Origin of the sequence: Nonomuraea sp. MG754425 (assembly GCF_021699195.1) — a bacterium.
Classification (GTDB): Bacteria; Actinomycetota; Actinomycetes; order Streptosporangiales; family Streptosporangiaceae; genus Nonomuraea.
Window position 1 is genome coordinate 11,996 of the sequence record NZ_SSXE01000115.1, and the last position, 18,700, is coordinate 30,695.

Genomic DNA, 18,700 nt, shown 5'->3' on the forward strand with positions numbered 1-18,700 from the left:
CTCAGGACTCCTTCGAGAGCGAGACGAGGACGTCGTCGCCGTCGATCTTGACTGTGTAGACGTTCACGGGTTGGGTCGCGGGCGGCCCGGTGGGCTTGCCGGTGTGGATGTCGAAGCACGAGCCGTGCAGCCAGCACTCCAGGGTGCCGTCATACACCTCTCCCTCGCTGAGCTTGACCTCGGCGTGGGAGCAGACGTCGTGCAGGGCGTAGACCTCATGCCCCTTGCGCACGAGGGCGATGGGAGTCTCCTCCGCACCGACCTCGACGCCGATGACACCCCCGTCGGGGATGTCCTCGACCTTGCACACCTTCTCGTACGGGCTCATCGGCTCAGTTCCGCCTCCAGCGCGCCCAGGACGCGCTCGCGGATCTCGTCGATCTCGATCTTCTCGATGAGCTGGCCGAGGAAGCCCCGCACGACCAGGCGGCGGGCCTCGTCGTGGGGGATGCCGCGGGCCTGGAGGTAGAAGATGTGCTCGTCGTCGAGGCGGCCGGAGGCGGAGGCGTGCCCCGCGCCGGCGACCTCGCCGGTGAGGATCTCCAGGTTGGGCACCGAGTCGGCGCGGGCGCCGTCGGTGAGGATGAGGTTGCGGTTGAGCTCGTAGGTGTCGGTGCCCTCGGCCTCGACCCTGATGATCACATCGCCGATCCACACGGCGTGCGCCGCCTCGCCCTGCAAAGCCCCGCGGTAGTCGACGTTGCTCTTGCAGTTGGGCTGCGAGTGGTCGACCAGCAGGCGGTGCTCCAGGTGCTGCCCGGCGTCGACGAAGTAGACGCCCGACATGTCGGCGTCGCCGCCCGGCGCGGTGTAGGTGACGCTGGGCGACAGGCGTACGAGGTCGCCGCCGAGCGTCACCACGAAGCTGCGGAACGTCGAGTCCTTGGCGAGCTGCGCGTGGTGGTGGGAGACGTGGACCGCGTCGTCGGCCCAGTCCTGGAGACTGACGACCTTGAGGCTGGCGCCCTCGCCGACGACGAACTCGATGTTGTCGGCGTAGACCGCGCTGCCCCTGTGGTCGAGCACGACCACGGCCTCGGCCAGCGGCTCGACCTTGACCACGATGTGGCCGTAGGCGGCGCCGCCGTTGCCGGCCGGCTCACCGGTCAGCGTCAGGACGGTGGCCTTGGACGTGACCGCCTCGCGCGGCACCGTGATCACGGTGGCCTTCTCGAAGCTGTTCCACGCCTGCGCGCTCACCCGGTCGGTCGGCATGAACGACTTGCCCACGCGGGCGTCGTCGCGGCCGACCGTCTCGACGGTGACCTCGGGGGCCGCGTCCACGTCGACGCGGACGTGGCCCACGGCTTCCGCCTTGCCGCTGTGCAGGCCCTTCAGGCGCGAGAGCGGGGTGAACCGCCACGCCTCCTCGCGCCCGGTCGGGACCTCGAAGTCGCCCAGGTCGTAGGACGCCTTCTCATGCAAGGTCGACAGGGGCTTCTCGTTCAGGCCCATCAGCCGACGGCTCCTTCCATCTGCAGCTCGATCAGCCGGTTCAGCTCGAGCGCGTACTCCATGGGCAGCTCACGCGCGATCGGCTCGACGAAGCCGCGCACGATCATCGCCATCGCCTCGTCCTCGTCCAGGCCGCGGCTCATGAGGTAGAAGAGCTGGTCCTCGCTCACCTTGGAGACCGTGGCCTCGTGGCCCATCGAGACGTCGTCCTCGCGGACGTCGACGTAGGGGTAGGTGTCGGAGCGGCTGATCTGGTCGACCAGCAGGGCGTCGCACTTGACGGTGCTGGCGCTGCCGTGGGCGCCCTCCTCGATCTGCACGAGACCGCGGTAGGAGGTACGGCCGCCGCCGCGCGCCACCGACTTGGAGATCACGGTGGAGCTGGTGTTGGGCGCGAGGTGCACCATCTTGGAGCCGGCGTCCTGGTGCTGGCCCTCACCGGCGAACGCGACGCTCAGCGTCTCGCCCTTGGCGTGCTCGCCCATGAGGTAGACGGCCGGGTACTTCATCGTGACCTTGGAACCGATGTTGCCGTCGATCCACTCCATGGTCGCGCCCTCGTAGGCGACGGCGCGCTTGGTGACCAGGTTGTAGACGTTGTTGGACCAGTTCTGGATGGTCGTGTAACGGCAGCGGGCGTTCTTCTTCACGATGATCTCGACGACCGCGCTGTGCAGCGAGTCGGAGGAGTAGATCGGCGCGGTACAGCCCTCGACGTAGTGCACGTAGCTGTTCTCGTCGACGACGATCAGAGTCCGCTCGAACTGGCCCATGTTCTCGGTGTTGATCCGGAAGTAGGCCTGCAGCGGGATCTCGACCTCGACGTTCGGCGGCACGTAGATGAACGAGCCGCCGGACCACACGGAGGTGTTGAGCGCGGCGAACTTGTTGTCGCCCACCGGGATCACCGAGCCGAAGTACTCCTTGAAGAGCTCCTCGTGCTCCTTCAGGCCCGTGTCGGTGTCGACGAAGATGACACCCTTCTCCTCGAGGTCCTCACGGATCTTGTGGTAGACGACCTCGGACTCGTACTGGGCCGCGACGCCGGCGATGAGGCGCTGCTTCTCGGCCTCGGGGATGCCGAGCTTGTCGTAGGTGTTCTTGATGTCGGCGGGCAGCTCGTCCCAGGAAGCGGCCTGCTTCTCGGTGGAGCGCACGAAGTACTTGATGTTGTCGAAGTCGATGCCGGTGAGGTCGGAACCCCAGGTGGGCAGCGGCTTCTTGGCGAACAGGCGGAGGCCCTTCAGGCGAAGGTCGAGCATCCACTCCGGCTCGTTCTTGAGCGCGGAGATGTTGCGGACGACCTCCTCGGACAGGCCACGCTTGGCCGCCGCGCCCGCGGCATCCGGGTCGGCCCAGCCGAACTTGTAATTCCCGAGGCCTTCCAGCTCCGGGCGGTCGGTGACAGTCACCTTCCGGTCTCCTTGCTCTTGTCTTTATGTGCGGAATCGGCCAATGACTGCGGGGAGACGTGCGTGGTGCACACCCCGTCGCCGTGGGCGATCGTGGCCAGGCGCTGCACCGGAGTGCCGAGCAGTTGCGCGAACGCCTCCGTCTCGGCCTCACACAACTGCGGGAACTCCGCGGCCGCGTGCGCCACCGGGCAGTGATGCTGGCAGAGCTGGTCGCCGCCCGACTTGGCCTTGCTGGCCGAGGCGGCGTACCCCTCCACCGACAGCGCCTGCGCCAGCACCTGTACGCGCTGGTCCGCGGGCACCGTCCGCATGACCGGCTCCAGCCGCTTGAGCAGGCTCGACACCTGCTCGCGGGCGAAGTCGGACACGGCTTGTCGCCCCATTCGCTGAGCCAGGAAACGCAGCGCGCTCCCGGCCAGGTCGTCGTAGGCGTGCTCGAAAGCACTGCGCCCCGCGTCGGTGATCGCGAACAGCTTGGCCGGCCGTCCGCGCCCGCGCTGTCCGCGTGGGCGGACCGTGCGAGGTTCGATCATCCCGTCGGCCAGCAGGGCGTCCAGATGGCGCCGGACGGCGGCGGGCGTGAGCCCGAGCCGCTCGCCGAGGGCCGCGGCCGCGACGGGACCATGCTCAAGAATCAGCCTGGCGACGCGGGCGCGGGTGCCGCGCTCACTGCCGGGCTCCATCGTGGGCATGTTTTTCACAACATCAGTGTGCCGTAATTCCTTCCCGGTTCACAAACGGATCTGAGCAGGGCCGGGAATGGAATTTATCACGCAGGGTAGCCTTACCTAACTTTCTTTCGGCCCAGAATCGTGAACGTCAGGGCCGAGCCGAGGAAGAGCCCGAGCATGACACAGGCCATGGGCACCGCGGTGTCGGTTCCGGCCAGCCCGACCAGCGGGGCCGCGGCGGCGCCGAGCGCGAACTGCAGCACGCCCGTCAGGGCCGAGGCGCTGCCGGCGATCTGCGCGGGCTGGGAGCCCAGCGCCAGCGCGGCGGTGCCGGGCATGACGAGCCCCTGCCCCAGCATCATGACGACCAGCCCGCTCACGATGCCCGACAGGCCCAGGTCGGCCAGCGCCGCGGTCGTCAGCAGGATCGCGCCCACGACGCCGATCCCGAGGCCCAGGCGCACCAGCAGGACGGGCGGCACCCGTCCGGACAGCCGGCCGCCGAACTGGGAGGCGGCGATCAGGGCCAGGGCGTTCATGCCGAAGATGAGGGAGTACTGCTGGGGCGTGGCGCCGTAGACGTCCTGCAGGACGAAGGGCGAGCCGGAGATGTAGCCGAACATGGCCGCGAAGGCCAGGGAGCCGGTCAGGGCGAAGCCCATGAACGTCCGGTCGCGCAGAAGCAGCCAGAACGTGCCCACGGTGTGCCTGAGCCCGCCGCTCTCGCGCTCCTCGGCGGGCAGCGTCTCACGCACGCCGGCCAGCACGGCCACCAGCAGCACCAGCCCCGCGACGCTGAGCGCCACGAACACGCCCCGCCACGACGTGAAGGCCAGCAGTTGCGCGCCGGCGATCGGGGCGAGGATCGGGGCCAGGCCGCTGACCAGCATCAGCGTGGCGAAGATGCGCGCGATGGCGGCGCCGTCGTACAGGTCGCGGACCACGGCCCGCACGATGACCAGCGCCGCGCCGCCCAGCATGCCCTGCAGCAGGCGGAAGGCGATGAGCACCGGCACCGAGGGGGCGAACGCGCACAGCAGCGAGGCCAGCATGAACCCGGCCACGCCCACGATCAGCGGCATCCGCCGCCCGCGCACGTCGCTGAGCGGGCCGGCGATCACCTGCCCGACCGACACGCCGATGAGACAGGCGGTGAGCGTGAGCTGGACCTGCGCCTCGGCGCTGAGCATCTCGGAGGTGATGGCGGGCAGGGCGGGAAGGTACATGTCGATGGACAGCGGGCCGATCGCCGACAGCGCGCCGAGGATCAGCAGCAGCGATCCCCGGCGGCTCTTCTGCCTCGGCTGGACGGCGACGGCGGGCGTGGCTACTTCGGCCACGGACATGCGTGTTCCCCTCTCCCTCGTGGGCCTGTCGGCCCCCGAGGGCCGAGACGTCCAACCCCAGTGGCGGTCCTCCTAATTCCCGGTTATCTGATATTTCACGAAATTTCGTTGAGCCGGATGACGGAGAAGGCCGCGCCCTGCGGATCGACGAGCGCCGAGAACCTGCCGAGCGGCGCGTCCATGGGAGGCACAAGCACCTGCGCCCCCGCCTCCTCCGCCGCGGCCGACGTGGCGTCGGGGTCGGCCACGGCGAAGTACGTCATCCAGAACGACCGCGTCTCGGCGGGATAGCCGGAGACCATCTCCAGCATCCCGGCCACGGCGGAGCCGCCCGCCAGCCACTCCGTGTACTTCATGCCCTGGATGTCCTGCTGGACCGGCGACCAGCCGAAGACCTGCGCGTAGAACCGCTCGGCGGTGGCGGTGTCCCGGGAGACCAGTTCGTGCCAGCAGAACGCGCCCGGCTCGCCGGCCGCCTCCGCGCCGGCCCCCTGCCAGGCGGCCGTGTACGAGCCGTCGGGAGCCAGGAAGGCGGTCAGGACGCCGTCACCGGAGCCGTGACCGGAGATCGGCGCGGCCTCCGTCACGACGGTGCCGCCCGCCCTCCTGACGCGGTCGGCGAGCGCGGCGGCGTCGTCGGTGGCGACGAAGGTGTTCCAGGACGAGGCGCGGTCCTCGCCCGTGACCGGCCCCAGACCGGCCACGCGCCTGCCCTCGTGCGTGAACACGCCGCGCCCACCGGCCTCCGGGCCCGCGACGGCCCGCCAGCCGAGCACCCGCTCGTAGAAGCGGGCCGAGGCGTCGGGGTCGGTGCTCGACAGGTCCACCCAGCACGGGAATCCGGGGTCGTACCCATCGCGTGGTGACATGGCAACCTCCTTCAGTGTGAAGCTCACCGTCAGGCTGTCACCGCCGCGCGCCGGTTTCAGGCGAACGGCCGGTCCTGACATGTCCGGATGCGGCCATGTTCACCTGCGGCCCGGACCGGCTGCCGGAGTCCCTAGACTCGTGGCCATGGATTCCCCAGCCGTCGAGATCGTCGACCTGGTCAAACGTTACGGCGCACGCACCGCCGTCGACGGCCTCACCTTCCGCGCCGAGCGCGGCGCGGTCACCGCGGTCCTCGGGCCCAACGGCGCGGGCAAGACGTCCACGGTGGAGATCTGCGAGGGGTTCCGCAAGGCCGACGGGGGCACGGTCAGGGTCCTGGGCCTGACGCCCGCGCTGCCCGAGCTGCGCGCGCGGGTGGGGATCATGCTCCAGGCGGGCGGCGTGCCACCGGCGATGCGCTGCGCCGAGTGGCTGCGGCTGGTCGCGCGCTTCTACGCGCGTCCGCTCGACTGCGGCGCGCTGCTGGAGCGGCTGGGGCTCACCGAGCACGTACGCACCCCGTACCGGCGGCTGTCGGGCGGGCAGCAGCAGCGGCTGTCGCTGGCCGCGGCCGTCGTCGGGCGGCCCGAGCTGGTCTTCCTCGACGAGCCGACGGCCGGTCTCGACCCGCAGGCCAGGCACGCCTGCTGGGAGCTGGTCGGCGAACTGCGCGCGGCCGGGGTCTCGGTGCTGCTGACCACCCATCACATGGACGAGGCCGAACGGCTGGCCGACCACGTGGTGATCATCGACAGGGGGCGCGTGGTGGCCGAGGGCAGCCCCGCCTCGCTGACCGGGGCCGAGCGGCAGCTCAGGTTCCGGGCCCGGCCGGGGCTGGCGCTGGAGGAACTGCTCAACGCGCTCCCGGCGGGCAGCGCGGCCAAGGAGTCGCCGGCCGGGCACTACATCATCGAGGGCCAGGTGGGCCCCGAGCTGCTGGCCACGGTGACCGCGTGGTGCGCGGCGGAGGGCGTCACGGCCGACGACCTGCGCATCGAGCGCCGCACCCTCGAAGACGTCTTTCTCGAGCTGACCGGCAGGGAGCTGCGATGACCGCGCTCGACTTCACCCCGGCCCCCGGCGCGGCGCCGTTCCCGCGCATGGTGCTGGCCCAGGCCGGCGCGGAGTTCCGCGCGATCCTGCGCAACGGCGAGCAACTCCTGCTGACGCTGATCATCCCGGTGCTGCTGCTGACCGGGTTCTCGCTGGCGCCGCTGATCGACGTCGGGGCCGGGCCGCGGGTCGACTTCCTCGCGCCCGGGGTGCTGGCGCTGGCGGTGATGTCCACCGCCTTCACCGGGCAGGCCATCGCCACCGGCTTCGAGCGCCGCTACGGCGTGCTCAAGCGGCTGGGCGCGACGCCGCTGTCCAGGGGCGGGCTCATGCTGGCCAAGACGGCGGCGGTCGTCGCCGTGGAGGCGGTCCAGGCGGTGATCATCGTCGCCGTGGGGCTGGCGCTGGGGTGGCGTCCGCAGGGGTCGTTCCTGAGCGCGGCGCTGCTGATCGTGCTCGGTACCGCGGCCTTCAGCGGGCTGGGGCTGCTCATGGCGGGCACCCTGCGCGCCGAGGCCACGCTGGCCGCGGCCAATCTCGTCTACCTGGTGCTGCTGGGGGCCGGCGGGGTGGTCTTCCCGCTGTCGAAGTTCCCCGTCGAGGTGCGGCCGGTGCTGGAGGCGCTGCCCATCTCGGCGCTGACCGGCGGCCTGCGCGCGGTGCTCGCCCAGGGCGCCGCCCTGCCGCTGCTGCCGATGGCGGTGCTGGCCGCGTGGGCGGTGGTGTCGCTGGGGCTGGTCTCGCGGACGTTCCGCTGGGAGTGACCGCTCCCCCGACGGCGCACCGGGAGCGGGGGCGTCACTCGGGTCGCGGGCTGGGCGGGTGCGCCACGCCGTAGCGGCGCCGGGCCAGGGCGGCCACCAGGGTCAGGGGCACGGCCGCCCCGGCCGCCAGCCCGAACAGCAGCCCGTAGCGGCCGTCCTGGGCCAGCGGTCCGGCGGCCCACGACGCGACCGCGCTGCCCACGAACAACGCGCAGGCGAAGAAGGCGATGGTGGTGCCACGCGCCTCGGGCACGACGGAGGTGGCCCAGGTCTGCAGCGACGAGTGCAGGAACGACCACCCCCCGCCCAGCAGCAGCGCGGTGACGGCCACAGCGGGCACGCTGACGTGCACGGTCACGATGGCGAACCCGGCGCTGAGCTGCGCGCCGCCCACGATCATCAGCAACGGGGCGGGCCAGCGTCCCGACAGGCGCTTGACGAGCTTGGCGAAGGCCCACAACCCCAGCCCGTACGCGGTGATGGCCAGCCCGGCCACCGCCGCGGCCAGCCCCGTGTGCTGCAGCGCGGTGGCGAGGAACGGCATCGCGCCCAGCATGATGGCCCCCTCGGTGAAGGCCAGCCCGAACACCAGCACCGCCCACCGGTGCCCGAGCACCGTCCTCAGGTTGTGCAGCATGCCCTGCCCGGCGTTCTCGTGCCGGGCGGGCTCGGGCAGCGTGCGCAGCGACAGCGCGCAGGCCAGGGCGCAGGCGGCGGGCACGGTGAAGGCCACCCGCCAGTCCACCAGCCCCGCCACGACGCCGCCCAGCCCGGTGGCCAGCGCGGTGCCGAGGGCGGCGGCGGCCATGAGGTCGGTCAGGGCGCGCTGGCGCACCGACGCGTGGACGGTGTCACCCACGTACGTCAGGCCCGTGGGGATGACCGCGCCGAAGCAGGCCCCGGTCACCACCCTGGCCACGACGAGCGCGCCCAGCGCGGGCATGAGCGCCGAGGCCGCACCGGCCAGCGCCGCGCCGTACAGGGCCCAGCGCATGACGCGGACGCGGCCGACGCGGTCCGACAGCAGCCCCCACAGCGGCTGGGTCAGCCCGTACGCCAGGTAGTAGCCGCTGGCGGCGGCGACCGCGCCCGCGAGCGAGACGTTCAGGTCGGCGGCGATGAGCACCAGCATGGGGCTGACGGCGAAACGGTCGAAGCTGCTGACGAAGCCGGACACGGACAGGGCCAGTGGCGGGCGGGTGAGGGTCGCGGGGAGCGCGGGGGCTTTCATAGCTCCATGCTTAGTTTGTCCGGATAAAAGATCCAGTCGTCAGTAGTACCACCTTAAATGGGGTTTTGTAGTGCGGGTTGAGTAGGCTCTGTGGGTTGTCCTCGCGTTCCCCGTCCGCGCGCTCCCCGCGCGTTCCCCGGCGCGCGTTTCCCCCGCGCGCGTTTCCTCTGAGGAGTTCCGTGACCGCCTTCGCCCTCGACGACCCGCTCGACCGCGGCCCCGGCCTGCCCAGGCCGGGCGGGCTGCTGCGGGCCGCGGCCGACTCGATCCCGCCCTCCGGGCTCGTGCTGCTGGCCATCTTCTCGGTGCAGATCGGGGCGGGCTTCGCCAAGGAGTTGTTCGCGGCGCTGCCGCCGAGCGCGGTGGTGTTCCTGCGCATCGCGGCCGGGGCGCTCATCATGGGGGCGCTCGTCCGGCCCAGGCTGAAAGGGCTGGCCTGGCGCGACTGGGCGGTGGGCGTCGGCTTCGGCGTGACGCTCGCCGTGATGAACCTGACCTTCTACGAGGCCCTGGCACGCCTGCCGATGGGGATCGCGGTGGCGATCGAGTTCCTCGGGCCACTGGGCGTGGCGGTGGCGGCCTCGCGGCGGCGGATCGACCTGGCCTGGGTCGGGCTGGCGGCGTCCGGCGTGGTGCTGCTCGCGCCGTGGGGCGACTCGGCCTCGGTGAGCTGGGCGGGCATCGGGTTCGCGATGGTGGCCGGGGCGTGCTGGGCCACCTACATCCTGCTGTCGGCGGCGGCCGGACGGCGCTTCCCCGGGACCAGCGGGCTGTCGTTCGCGATGATCGTCTCGGCGATCGTGATCGCGCCGATCGGCGTCACCACCGGCGGGTCCGACCTGCTGCGGCCGGAGCTGCTGCTCATCGGGCTGGGGGTGGGGCTGCTGTCGTCGGTGATCCCGTACTCGCTGGAGCTGCAGGCGCTGCGGCGCATGCCCAAGCACGTGTTCGGCATCCTGATGAGCGTGGAGCCGGCCGTGGCGGCGCTGGTCGGGGTGCTGCTGCTCAGCGAGATCCTGCACGTCCAGCAGTGGGCGGCGATCATCTGCATCGTGGCCGCCAGCCTGGGCTCGACCCGGAGCGGCCGACGGGGATGAGGGCCCGCCGCGCGCCCGTGGGATGGGGTCTCGGGCGCGCGGCGGAGGGCTCGGCTCGATGGGCGGGTGTGCCGAGCCCGTGACGGTCAGCGGAGTGCGGGTGTCCGCTTGACCAGGCTTATGCCGGAAACAACCGGCCTTTCCTGGGCCGGTTCCGAAAGGGCCGCCGGCGCTCGCGCGAGGCGTCGCCCGGCCGACCCGCAACGAGAGTACCGCCATCGGGGAGTGCGCGATCCCCGAATGTCGGAACTTGTGCTCAGTGCTCGGCCCAGATGCCGCGTACGTGGCCGATGTGCTCGGCCATGAGGTGCCCGACGGCGGCGGAGTCGCCGCTCTTGAGCGCGTCGAGCAGTTGCAGGTGCTCCCTGGCCGAGTCGCTCAGGGAGCCGCGCTCGGAGAGCTGGGACAGACCGTAGAGCCGGGCCCGGTTACGCAGGTCGCGCACCACCGAGACCAGGTGGACGTTGCCGCACAGGGCCAGCAGTTCGACGTGGAAGCGCAGGTCGGCGTCCACGTACGCGAGCAGGTCGCCCCGCTCGCTGGCCGAGACGATCTCCTCGGCGATGGGCCGCAGCCGCTCGAACTCCTCCGCCCGCGAGCTGTCGGCCAGCCTGGAGACCGTGGGCACCTCGATGAGCTGGCGGATCTCGGTCAGCTCGTCGAGGTCGCGGTCGGACAGCTCGGTGACCCGGAAGCCCTTGTTGCGCACCGCCTCGACCAGGCCCTCCTTGGCCAGGTCGAGCATGGCCTCGCGGACGGGCGTGGCCGAGACGCCGAACTGGGCCGCCAGCACCGGCGCGGAGTAGACCACCCCCGGCCGCATCTCCCCGGTGATCAGCGCGGCGCGCAACGCCTGCGCGACCTGCTCGCGCAGGCTCTGCCGCTCTCCCACCATCGGCAGGTCGAGCCGGTCCTCGGCAGCCATCGGCCCATCCCCTTCTCCTCGTTGACGCCTCGTGAGCGGCCTATGTCCACGCCTCGTAGGCGGCAGCCGCGACCACGAGGTCCTCCCAAGCCATGCCGGTGCTCTTGAACACGCGCGGCCCCGGACCGGCGACCACTCGCCCGGCGATCAGGTCGGCGAGGTTACCGGCAAGATGACGAGACGTGATCGTACCCCGGCGGATCGGGACGATGACGTCACCGGCTTCCTCCAGGGCCGCCCCCCTGGCCTCGACGACCACCGTGGCCCGGGCGACGAGATCGCCGTCGAGCTCGCGGGCGCCGGGCTCGTGCGAGCCGACCGCGACGACGGTGACGCCGTCGCGGGCGAGCTTACCGGGGAACAGCGGACGCCTGGCCGTGGTGCAGCACGCGACGAGGTCGGCCGCTCCGACTGCCCGCGCCACCGGCTCCGGCAGAGCCGTCTCGCCGGGCGTTTCCTCCGGGGTCGTCAGGGCGCGCGCCGTGAGGCCGAGATCGCGGCAGCGGGCGGCCAGCAGCTCGGCGCGGTCGGCGTCGCGGCCCACGACCGTGACGTCCTGCACCGGCCGCACCGCCCGCAGCGCCAGCACGTGCCCGTACGCCTGCGGCCCGCTGCCGAACACCACCAGCCGCCGCGCGCCGGGCTCGGCCAGGTGCCGGACGGCGAGCGCGGAGACGGCGGGCGTGCGCAGCGAGGTGAGCGCGATCCCGTCCATGGCCGCCAGCGGGGCCAGGGTGTCGCCGTCGAACAGCAGGTACGTCCCCTGGATCCGGGGCAGCCCCCGCTCCGGGTTGCCCGGCGCGATGCTGACCGCCTTGACCCCCGCGTACCGGCGGGTGGCGGCGGGCATGAGCAGGAGCTGACCGGCGGGCAGGTCCACGACGGGCCGGTGCGGCGTGGCCTCGGGGTCGAGACCGGCCCGCAGCGCCTCCTCCAGGACCGCCACGGCCCGGCCCATCGGCACCAGCCGCTCGACCGTGGCGGCGTCGAGGTAGGGCAGCGCGCTCATCGCAGCGTGAACCCGGTCGGGAACGGGTCGCCCGGGTCGAGCTCGAAGGCGTGTCTCCCGGTCCGGTACGCCATGCCGTCGATCTCCACGATCACTCCCTCGCCTGTCTTCTCGCTCACCCGGGCGGTGAACACGCTGCCCACGATGCTCTCGTGGACCAGCTCGGCGACCCCGCCCGCGTCGTGCAGCAGCGCCATCCGGGCGGCGGTGCCGGAGCCGCACGGCGAGCGGTCCACCTCGCCGTCGGCGAACACGGTGACGTTGCGCTGCCGCGTGACGCCGTCCGCGGCGGGCAGCTCGTCGTAGAAGATCACGCCGTAGACGCCGGACAGCCGCTCGTCGGAGGGGTGCCGGGCGGCGGGATGACCGGCCAGCCCGGCCTTGACGCGGCGGGCGTGGCCGATGAGCGCGGGCAGGTGCCCCGGCTCGACCGACAGCCCGACGGCCGCGGCCGGCAGCGCGGCGTAGATGGCGCCGCCGTAGGAGACATCCACGCGCACGCCCGCCACGTCCACGTCACAGGCGATCACGTACGAGGGCACGTTCACGAAGGTCACGCCTTCGACGCGCCCGCCGGAGCAGCGCACGCGGGCGGTGACGCGGCCGGAGGGCACGTCCACGGCCACGTCCGTCACCCCGTCCGGGACGGCCTCGACCAGCCCTTCGCGTACGGCGTGCACGCCCAGCGCGATCGTGCCGTGCCCGCAGGCGGTGGAGAAGCCGTCCTTGTGCCAGAACAGCGCGCCGAACCGGGCGCCGGGATCGTCCGGCGGGACGAGGAAACAGCCGTACATGTCGGCGTGCCCGCGTGGCTCGTGGCAGAGCAGCCGCCGCACGTCGTCCAGCTCGGCCATCGCGGTGGCGCGGCGGTCCAGCACGGTGGCGCCGGGGATCTCGGGCACGCCGCCCGTCACGATCCGGAACGGCTCCCCGGCGGTGTGGTAGTCGACCGTGGTGATCATCAGAGCTCGAACCCGGCGGGGAACGGGTCGCGCGGGTCGAGGAAGTACTGGGCGGTGCCGGTGATCCAGGCCCGGCCGGTGATGGACGGCACCACCGCGGGCGTCCCGCCCACCGTCGTCTCCTCCAGCAGCCGCCCGATGAATCGGGTGCCGATGAACGACTCGTTCACGAACTCCCGCCCCAGCGGCAGCTCGCCGCGGGCGTGCAACTGGGCCATGCGGGCGCTGGTGCCGGTGCCGCAGGGCGAGCGGTCGAACCAGCCCGGGTGGATGGCCATGGCGTGCCGCGAGTGACGGGCGTCGGACCCGGGGGCGGCGAAGTAGACGTGGTGGCAGCCGCGGATGCGGGAGTCCTCGCGGTGCACGGGCTCGTCGGCGGCGTTGATGGCCTCCATGGTGGCCAGGCCGGCCGCGATGATCTCGTTCTTGGCCTTGCGGTCGAAGGGCAGGCCGTAGCGGTCGAGGTCGACGACGGCGTAGAAGTTGCCGCCGTAGGCGAGGTCGTACGGGATCGTGCCGAAGCCCGGCACGCTCACCGAGGCGTCCAGGCGGTCGCTGTAGGAGGGCACGTTGCGCAACGTCACGGCCATGGCCATGCCGTCCTCGACGGCGACGTCCACCTCGACGAGCCCGGCGGGCACCTCCAGGCGCACGGTGGTGACCGGCTCGACCACCTCGACCATGCCGGTCTCGACCAGCACGGTGGCCACGCCGATCGTGCCGTGCCCGCACATCGGCAGCAGCCCGGACACCTCGATGAACAGCACGCCGTAGTCGGCGTCCGGCCTGGTCGGCGGCTGGAGGATGGCGCCGCTCATGGCCGAGTGGCCGCGCGGCTCGGTCATCAGCAGGGTGCGGATGTGGTCGAGGTGGTCGCGGAAGTACACGCGCCGCTCGGCCATGCTCGCGCCCGGGATCACGCCGATGCCGCCGGTGATGACGCGCGTCGGCATGCCCTCGGTGTGGGAGTCGACGGCGTGGAAAACGCGCCTGGTCCTCATCGCAGTCCTTCCGCCAGTGCCTTCTCGGTCGCCGCACGGACCGCGACGGCCTGCTCGTCCGTCAGCGGCTGCCGCGGCTGCCTGCAGGGGCCGCCGTGCCGGCCGGCCAGGTCCATCGACAGCTTGATGGCCTGGACGAACTCGGTCTTGGAGTCCCAGCGCAGCAGCGGGTGCAGCGTACGGTACAGCGGGAGCGCGCTGTCCATGTCACCGGCCAGCGCCGCGCGGTAGAGGGCGGAGCTGGCGGCGGGCAGCGCGTTCGGGTAGCCGGCGATCCAGCCGGCCGCCCCGGCCACCGCCAGTTCCAGGAGCACGTCGTCGGAGCCGATCAGCAGGTCGAGACCGGGTGCGAGCTCGGCGATCTCGTACGCCCTGCGCACGTCCCCGCTGAACTCCTTGATCGCGACGATCAGCCCCTCCTCGTACAGCCTGGCCAGCAGCGCGGGAGTCAGGTCCACCTTGGTGTCATAGGGGTTGTTGTACGCCACGACCGGCACGCCCGCCTTGGCGACCTCCCGGTAGTGCGCGACGACCGACCGCTCGTCGGCCCGGTAGGCGTTGGGCGGCAGCAGCAGGACCGAGCCGCAGCCCGCCTCGCCCGCCTGCTCGGCCCAGCGGCGCGACTCGGCCGCGCCGTACGCGCCCGCCCCGGCCATCACGTTGCCGCCGCCGACGGCCTCGACGGCGGTCTCGATCACCTTGACGCGCTCCTCGGCGGTGAGTGTCTGGTACTCGCCGAGCGAGCCGTTCGGCACGACGCCGTCACAGCCGTTGGCGACCAGCCAGCGGCAGTGCGCGGCGAAGCCGTCGTAGTCGACCGACAGGTCCGCGCGCAGGGGCAGCGCGGTGGCGACCATGACGCCGTGCCAGGGCTTGCTGCGGTTGTCCATGGGGAGCTCCTCCAGGGGGGTCAGTGAGCGGGGTGGTCGTCGTGCGGCTCGCCGGGGGCGGCCCCGGCGGTGGCGTCGGCGGTGGCGTCGGCGTCGGCGGTGGGCTCGGGGGTCGCGAGTGAGGCCAGGGCGCCGAGTGTGACGGGCTGGGCGATCGGGCGGCGGGGCGGCTGCGGCTGCGGCTCTCCCGCCAGGCAGGAGACGGCGTAGCCGCAGACGCGGCCCTGGCACCAGCCCATGCCGGGGCGGGCCAGCAGCTTGACGGAGCGGGCGTCGGTGGCGCCGAGCGACCGCGCCTCGCGCAGCCGGGCCAGCGGCACCTCCTCGCACCGGCACACGAGGGTGTCGTCGCGCAACCAGCCCTGCCAGCCGGGCTGGACGGGGTAGGCGCGCTGCAGCGCCTCCCCGAACGCCCGCCAGCGCTGGTGCCGCCGCGCGAACACCCCGGGCACGACCGCCGTGTCTCCGGGAGGCGGGGTGGCGGTGGAGGTGCGCGTGGTGCGCGTGGTGCTCGTGACGAGGGTCGGGCGGGCGTCGGCGACGACGGCGCGGCCGGCGAGGCGGCCCTCCAGCTCGGCCAGCCGCCAGCCGCCCACGCCCACCGGCTCGCCGGCCGCCCACACCCCGGGCACGGTGGTGCGCAGGGTGGCGTCCACGCGCAGCACCGGGCTGCCGTCCACGTCGGGCCGGGTCGCGCAGCCGAGCTGGGTCCCCAGCTCGACCTGCGGCACGAACCCGTATCCGACGGCGACGGCGTCGCACTCGACGACGCGGGTGGACAGAACGTTCCAGTCCTTGTCGAGGCGGGCGACGGTGACGGCCTCCACCTCGTGCTCCCCGTGGGCGGCCACCACGGCCTGACGCGTCCGGTACGGCACCCGGTGCCGCGCCAGCGCCGCCGCGTACCCGGCCGCCTCACCGGCCTTGCCGAGCGCCAGCAGCGGATGCCGGGCCAGCCCGAGCCCGCCGTTGGCCTCGTACACGCCGAGCACCCGGACCCCCGCCTCGGCCAGCCCCGTGGCGACGGGCAGCAGGAACGGCCCGGTGCCGGACACCACGATCCGCCGCCCGGCCGGTACGCCGCCGCCCTTGAGCAGCGCCTGCGCGCCGCCGGCGGTGAGCACCCCGGGCAGGTCCCAGCCGGGGAACGGCAGCGGCCGGTCGTGCGCGCCGGTCGCGATCAGCAGCCGCCGCGTCCGCAGCACCACCGCCCGCTCCCCGAGCGCCCCGGTGGGCGCCCCGCCGATCACAGCAGCCCCGGCCACAGCAGTCCCGGTCACAGCGGCGGCCCGGGTCGCGCAGTGCACCAGCAGGTCGCCGTCCGGTTCGCGGGACACGCTCCACACCTGGTGCCGCAGCAGCACCTCGGCCCGCGTGCCGAGCGCCCCGGCCTGCCGCAGGAAGCGGTCGAGCGCGGGCGCGTGCCCGGGGTGCTGCCCGGCGTCCTGGGTGTGCCGGAAGTACTGGCCGCCGAGCCGCAGGCCGGAGTCCACGAGCGCCACCCGCAGCCCGGCCAGGGCGGCCGTGAGCGCGCCCGCCACCCCGGCGGGACCGCCGCCGACCACCACGAGGTCGTACGTCATGCCGTCGTCACCTCGTCCCCGGGCTGGGCCTCCAGCAGGCAGGCCCGCTCGGGAGGCCGTCCGTTGACCGAGATCAGGCAATCGAAGCAGACCCCGATGCCGCAGAACAGCCCGCGCGGACGTCCGCCGAACCGGGTGGTGCGCCACGCGCGCACCCCGGCCGCGTGCAGGGCCGCGCCGATGGTCTGCCCCGGCGTGACCGGCACGGGACGTCCGTCGACGGTGATGTGGAAACTCACGCGGCCTCCTCGGCGAACCGGTCGGGACGGAAGGGCAGCAGGTCGAGGTCGGGCCGCCGGCCGGCGAGGAGCTGGGCGAGCAGGTGCCCGGTCGCGGGGGCGAGCCCGATGCCGGCCCCTTCGTGCCCGCAGGCGTGGTAGAGCCCCCGCACGCGCGGGTCGGCCCCGATGACGGGCAGGTGATCGGGGCAGTACGGCCGAAACCCGCAGTACGACCGGATGGCCCGCACGTCGCGCAGCGCCGGGAACAGGGCGACCGCCTGCTCGGCCAGCCGCGCCAGCACCGGCACGGACGTCGTCCGGTCGAAGCCGACGCGCTCCCTGCTGGCCCCGATGAGCACGGTGCCGGCCGGCGTACCCTCGACGACGGCCGAGGTCTCCAGCCCGGCGGAGTCGCTGGCCACGTTCGTCACGTAGGCGGCGGTGTAGACCTTGTGCCTGATCAGCGGCTCGCGCAGCGGCTCGGTGACGAGGATGAAGCCGCGCCGGGGCAGCACCGGCAGGCGCACCCCCGCCATCGCGGCGACCTCGCCGCCCCAGGTGCCGGCCGCGTTGACGACCGCGTCGCCGAGGACGTCGCCCTGCGAGGTGCGCACGCCGGTCAGGCGGTCGCCGGAGCGGATGAACCCGGTCACGGTGACGCCGAGCCGCAGCCGCAGCGTGCCGTGCCCGTAGCTGTCCGCGCCGTGCCTGAGCAGGGCGGCGGCGGCGAGCATGGGCTGCACCTGGGCGTCCTGCGGGTAGAACACGCCGCCCGCGAGGTCGTCGGCCAGGTGCGGCTCGTAGTCGCGCAGGCCGGTGGCGGGCACGAGGGTGTGCTCGAGGTCCTGCTTGCCGGCCAGTTCGGTGAGCTGCCGCCGGACGTCGTCGGTCTCGGCGACGACGAGCCCGCCCTTGGCCTCGAACTCGAAGCCGCCGAGTTCGGCCAGCGAGCGCCACAGCCGGTTCGACAGCACGGCCAGTTCCAGCTCGGGCCCCGGCTCCTTGTCGGACACCAGCACGTTCCCCTCGCCCGAGCCCGTGGTGCCGCCGGCCACGGGGCCACGGTCGATCACGGTCACGTCGAGGCCCGCGCGCGCGGCGTAATAGGCGCAGGCGGCCCCCACGACTCCGGCGCCGACCACGATCACGTCGGACATCACCACCTCCTCTCAGTAATATGTCACATACCTTGGGGCCTTGAGAAGCCCGTTCCCGATGACGGGACCGGCCGGTCCGGCCCCTACCATCGATGACGTGAAGCTACCCGCCGGCAGCGGCAACCTCCTCGTGCGTCTCCTGCACTCCTTCTGGACGCCGACCACGCGGTCGATGCGCGGCTGGGCGCTGGCGTCCGTGGTGGTCAACGCGGGCATCACGGTCACCGGCGCGGGCGTGCGCGTCACCGCCTCCGGGCTCGGCTGCCCGACCTGGCCGAGGTGCACGCCCGACAGCTTCATCCCGGTCGCGCACCCCGAGGTCTCGCCGCTCAACATGGCCGTCGAGTTCGGCAACCGGCTGCTGACGTTCCTGGTGCTGGCGGTCGGCGTGGCGTGCGTGCTGGCCGCGCTGCGGATGGCGCCGCGCCGGGTCCCGCTGGTGCGCCTGGCCTGGTTGCAGCCGGCCGGGATCGTCGCCCAGGCGCTGTGGGGCGGGCTGGTGGTCAACACGATGCTCAACCCGTTCACCGTCGGCGTGCACTACCTCATCTCCAGTGGCCTGATCGCCGCCTGCTGGGTGCTGTACGCGCGGGCCGGCGAGGGCGACGGGCCGGTGCGCAAGGTCACCCACCGCGACGTGCGCCGGCTCGGCCACGCGCTGGTGGCGGCCGTGTTCGTGCTGCTGGTGGCCGGGGTCGTGGTCAGCGGCACCGGGCCGCACTCGGGCGACGAGATGGCCTCGCGCTTCGACCTCGACATCGAGACCGTGGCCCGGCTGCACGCCGACATCGCCTACGTGGTGGTGGGGCTGACGTTCGGCCTGCTGTTCGCCCTGCACGTGACGAACGCGCCGCGCCGGGCCAGGCGGGCGGCGCTGGCGCTGTTCGGGGTGGAGCTGCTGCAGGGCGTGATCGGCTACACCCAGTGGTTCCTGGCCGTGCCGGCGCTGCTGGTGCTGCTGCACGTCCTGGGCTCGACCCTGGTCTGGATCGCCGCGCTGCGGGTCGCCACCTCGCTGCGCGGCGATCCAGACCAGGGTCGAGCCCAGGA

General features: G+C 72.9%; 19 protein-coding genes. 4 read left to right on the forward strand and 15 right to left on the reverse strand.

Features of this window, described 5'->3' with window-relative positions:
• Position 1: 1 nt before the first annotated feature.
• The 6 genes from FAF44_RS33260 to FAF44_RS33285 form a co-directional block, all read right to left on the reverse strand.
• Positions 2-328: a non-heme iron oxygenase ferredoxin subunit gene (locus FAF44_RS33260; protein ID WP_237107291.1), complete on the reverse strand. Its 327-nt coding sequence runs from the start codon at positions 326-328 to the stop codon at positions 2-4.
• Positions 325-1,455 (reverse strand): Fe-S cluster assembly protein SufD, encoded by a 1,131-nt coding sequence (gene sufD / locus FAF44_RS33265; protein WP_237107292.1) that lies wholly within the window; start codon positions 1,453-1,455, stop codon positions 325-327. Before sufD ends, FAF44_RS33260 begins: the two co-directional genes overlap by 4 nt.
• Positions 1,455-2,867, reverse strand: a complete 1,413-nt coding sequence (gene sufB, locus FAF44_RS33270) for a Fe-S cluster assembly protein SufB (protein WP_237107293.1) — start codon at positions 2,865-2,867, stop codon at positions 1,455-1,457. Before sufB ends, sufD begins: the two co-directional genes overlap by 1 nt.
• Positions 2,864-3,562 (reverse strand): metalloregulator ArsR/SmtB family transcription factor, encoded by a 699-nt coding sequence (locus tag FAF44_RS33275; protein ID WP_237107294.1) that lies wholly within the window; start codon positions 3,560-3,562, stop codon positions 2,864-2,866. The genes sufB and FAF44_RS33275 overlap by 4 nt, the downstream gene beginning before the upstream one ends.
• A 92-nt stretch (positions 3,563-3,654) precedes the next feature.
• On the reverse strand, positions 3,655-4,887 hold the full coding sequence (locus FAF44_RS33280) for a multidrug effflux MFS transporter (protein WP_237107295.1): 1,233 nt from the start codon (positions 4,885-4,887) through the stop codon (positions 3,655-3,657).
• 95 nt (positions 4,888-4,982) lie between these two features.
• Entirely contained in the window at positions 4,983-5,756 is a 774-nt protein-coding gene (locus tag FAF44_RS33285) for a VOC family protein (protein WP_237107296.1), read from the reverse strand.
• Between the two features lie 145 nt (positions 5,757-5,901).
• On the opposite strand from FAF44_RS33285, the gene FAF44_RS33290 reads away from it, so the two are divergent.
• Together FAF44_RS33290 and FAF44_RS33295 are read left to right on the forward strand one after the other, a co-directional pair.
• Positions 5,902-6,810, forward strand: coding sequence for an ABC transporter ATP-binding protein (locus FAF44_RS33290; RefSeq protein ID WP_237107297.1), 909 nt, complete (start codon positions 5,902-5,904; stop codon positions 6,808-6,810).
• Complete coding sequence (locus FAF44_RS33295; RefSeq protein WP_237107298.1) at positions 6,807-7,574, forward strand: ABC transporter permease; 768 nt, start codon at positions 6,807-6,809, stop codon at positions 7,572-7,574. Before FAF44_RS33290 ends, FAF44_RS33295 begins: the two co-directional genes overlap by 4 nt.
• A gap of 34 nt (positions 7,575-7,608) precedes the next feature.
• On the opposite strand, the gene FAF44_RS33300 is transcribed toward FAF44_RS33295, so the two are convergent.
• Positions 7,609-8,805, reverse strand: coding sequence for an MFS transporter (locus FAF44_RS33300; protein WP_237107299.1), 1,197 nt, complete (start codon positions 8,803-8,805; stop codon positions 7,609-7,611).
• Positions 8,806-8,984: 179 nt separating this feature from the next.
• Between FAF44_RS33300 and FAF44_RS33305 the strand changes: the two genes are divergently transcribed.
• Positions 8,985-9,902, forward strand: a complete 918-nt coding sequence (locus FAF44_RS33305; RefSeq protein ID WP_237107300.1) for a DMT family transporter — start codon at positions 8,985-8,987, stop codon at positions 9,900-9,902.
• A gap of 256 nt (positions 9,903-10,158) precedes the next feature.
• Here FAF44_RS33305 and FAF44_RS33310 read toward each other — a convergent pair whose 3' ends face one another.
• The 8 genes from FAF44_RS33310 to FAF44_RS33345 are packed head-to-tail and all read right to left on the reverse strand — an operon-like array spanning position 10,159 to position 17,650.
• Positions 10,159-10,827, reverse strand: a complete 669-nt coding sequence (locus tag FAF44_RS33310) for a GntR family transcriptional regulator (protein WP_237107301.1) — start codon at positions 10,825-10,827, stop codon at positions 10,159-10,161.
• A gap of 40 nt (positions 10,828-10,867) precedes the next feature.
• The gene (locus FAF44_RS33315) at positions 10,868-11,836 is read right to left on the reverse strand and encodes an ornithine cyclodeaminase family protein (RefSeq protein ID WP_237107302.1); all 969 of its coding nucleotides are present in this window, start codon (positions 11,834-11,836) and stop codon (positions 10,868-10,870) included.
• On the reverse strand, positions 11,833-12,798 hold the full coding sequence (locus tag FAF44_RS33320) for a proline racemase family protein (protein ID WP_237107303.1): 966 nt from the start codon (positions 12,796-12,798) through the stop codon (positions 11,833-11,835). The genes FAF44_RS33315 and FAF44_RS33320 overlap by 4 nt, the downstream gene beginning before the upstream one ends.
• Positions 12,798-13,799 (reverse strand): proline racemase family protein, encoded by a 1,002-nt coding sequence (locus tag FAF44_RS33325; protein WP_237107304.1) that lies wholly within the window; start codon positions 13,797-13,799, stop codon positions 12,798-12,800. Before FAF44_RS33325 ends, FAF44_RS33320 begins: the two co-directional genes overlap by 1 nt.
• Positions 13,796-14,689, reverse strand: a complete 894-nt coding sequence (locus FAF44_RS33330; RefSeq protein WP_237107305.1) for a dihydrodipicolinate synthase family protein — start codon at positions 14,687-14,689, stop codon at positions 13,796-13,798. The genes FAF44_RS33325 and FAF44_RS33330 overlap by 4 nt, the downstream gene beginning before the upstream one ends.
• A 20-nt stretch (positions 14,690-14,709) precedes the next feature.
• The gene (locus FAF44_RS33335; RefSeq protein WP_237107306.1) at positions 14,710-16,272 is read right to left on the reverse strand and encodes an NAD(P)/FAD-dependent oxidoreductase; all 1,563 of its coding nucleotides are present in this window, start codon (positions 16,270-16,272) and stop codon (positions 14,710-14,712) included.
• Positions 16,269-16,511 carry a (2Fe-2S)-binding protein gene (locus FAF44_RS33340; RefSeq protein WP_237107307.1) on the reverse strand — a complete coding sequence of 81 codons (243 nt, stop codon included), beginning with the start codon at positions 16,509-16,511 and terminating at the stop codon, positions 16,269-16,271. The genes FAF44_RS33335 and FAF44_RS33340 overlap by 4 nt, the downstream gene beginning before the upstream one ends.
• The gene (locus FAF44_RS33345) at positions 16,508-17,650 is read right to left on the reverse strand and encodes an FAD-binding oxidoreductase (RefSeq protein ID WP_237107308.1); all 1,143 of its coding nucleotides are present in this window, start codon (positions 17,648-17,650) and stop codon (positions 16,508-16,510) included. The genes FAF44_RS33340 and FAF44_RS33345 overlap by 4 nt, the downstream gene beginning before the upstream one ends.
• A gap of 97 nt (positions 17,651-17,747) precedes the next feature.
• Here FAF44_RS33345 and FAF44_RS33350 point away from each other — a divergent pair.
• Positions 17,748-18,700: heme A synthase (locus FAF44_RS33350; RefSeq protein WP_237107309.1), on the forward strand; the 953-nt coding region annotated here is incomplete at its 3' end.

What these genes read in the sequence shown, in the direction of transcription:
- FAF44_RS33260 (WP_237107291.1), bottom strand. Translation starts at nt 328, where the DNA reads ATGAGCCCGTACGAGAAGGTGTGCAAGGTCGAGGACATCCCCGACGGG.
- sufD (WP_237107292.1), bottom strand. Translation starts at nt 1,455, where the DNA reads ATGGGCCTGAACGAGAAGCCCCTGTCGACCTTGCATGAGAAGGCGTCC.
- FAF44_RS33275 (WP_237107294.1), bottom strand. Translation starts at nt 3,562, where the DNA reads ATGCCCACGATGGAGCCCGGCAGTGAGCGCGGCACCCGCGCCCGCGTC.
- FAF44_RS33280 (WP_237107295.1), bottom strand. Translation starts at nt 4,887, where the DNA reads ATGTCCGTGGCCGAAGTAGCCACGCCCGCCGTCGCCGTCCAGCCGAGG.
- FAF44_RS33285 (WP_237107296.1), bottom strand. Translation starts at nt 5,756, where the DNA reads ATGTCACCACGCGATGGGTACGACCCCGGATTCCCGTGCTGGGTGGAC.
- FAF44_RS33290 (WP_237107297.1), top strand. Translation starts at nt 5,902, where the DNA reads ATGGATTCCCCAGCCGTCGAGATCGTCGACCTGGTCAAACGTTACGGC.
- FAF44_RS33295 (WP_237107298.1), top strand. Translation starts at nt 6,807, where the DNA reads ATGACCGCGCTCGACTTCACCCCGGCCCCCGGCGCGGCGCCGTTCCCG.
- FAF44_RS33300 (WP_237107299.1), bottom strand. Translation starts at nt 8,805, where the DNA reads ATGAAAGCCCCCGCGCTCCCCGCGACCCTCACCCGCCCGCCACTGGCC.
- FAF44_RS33310 (WP_237107301.1), bottom strand. Translation starts at nt 10,827, where the DNA reads ATGGCTGCCGAGGACCGGCTCGACCTGCCGATGGTGGGAGAGCGGCAG.
- FAF44_RS33315 (WP_237107302.1), bottom strand. Translation starts at nt 11,836, where the DNA reads ATGAGCGCGCTGCCCTACCTCGACGCCGCCACGGTCGAGCGGCTGGTG.
- FAF44_RS33320 (WP_237107303.1), bottom strand. Translation starts at nt 12,798, where the DNA reads ATGATCACCACGGTCGACTACCACACCGCCGGGGAGCCGTTCCGGATC.
- FAF44_RS33325 (WP_237107304.1), bottom strand. Translation starts at nt 13,799, where the DNA reads ATGAGGACCAGGCGCGTTTTCCACGCCGTCGACTCCCACACCGAGGGC.
- FAF44_RS33330 (WP_237107305.1), bottom strand. Translation starts at nt 14,689, where the DNA reads ATGGACAACCGCAGCAAGCCCTGGCACGGCGTCATGGTCGCCACCGCG.
- FAF44_RS33335 (WP_237107306.1), bottom strand. Translation starts at nt 16,272, where the DNA reads ATGACGTACGACCTCGTGGTGGTCGGCGGCGGTCCCGCCGGGGTGGCG.
- FAF44_RS33345 (WP_237107308.1), bottom strand. Translation starts at nt 17,650, where the DNA reads ATGTCCGACGTGATCGTGGTCGGCGCCGGAGTCGTGGGGGCCGCCTGC.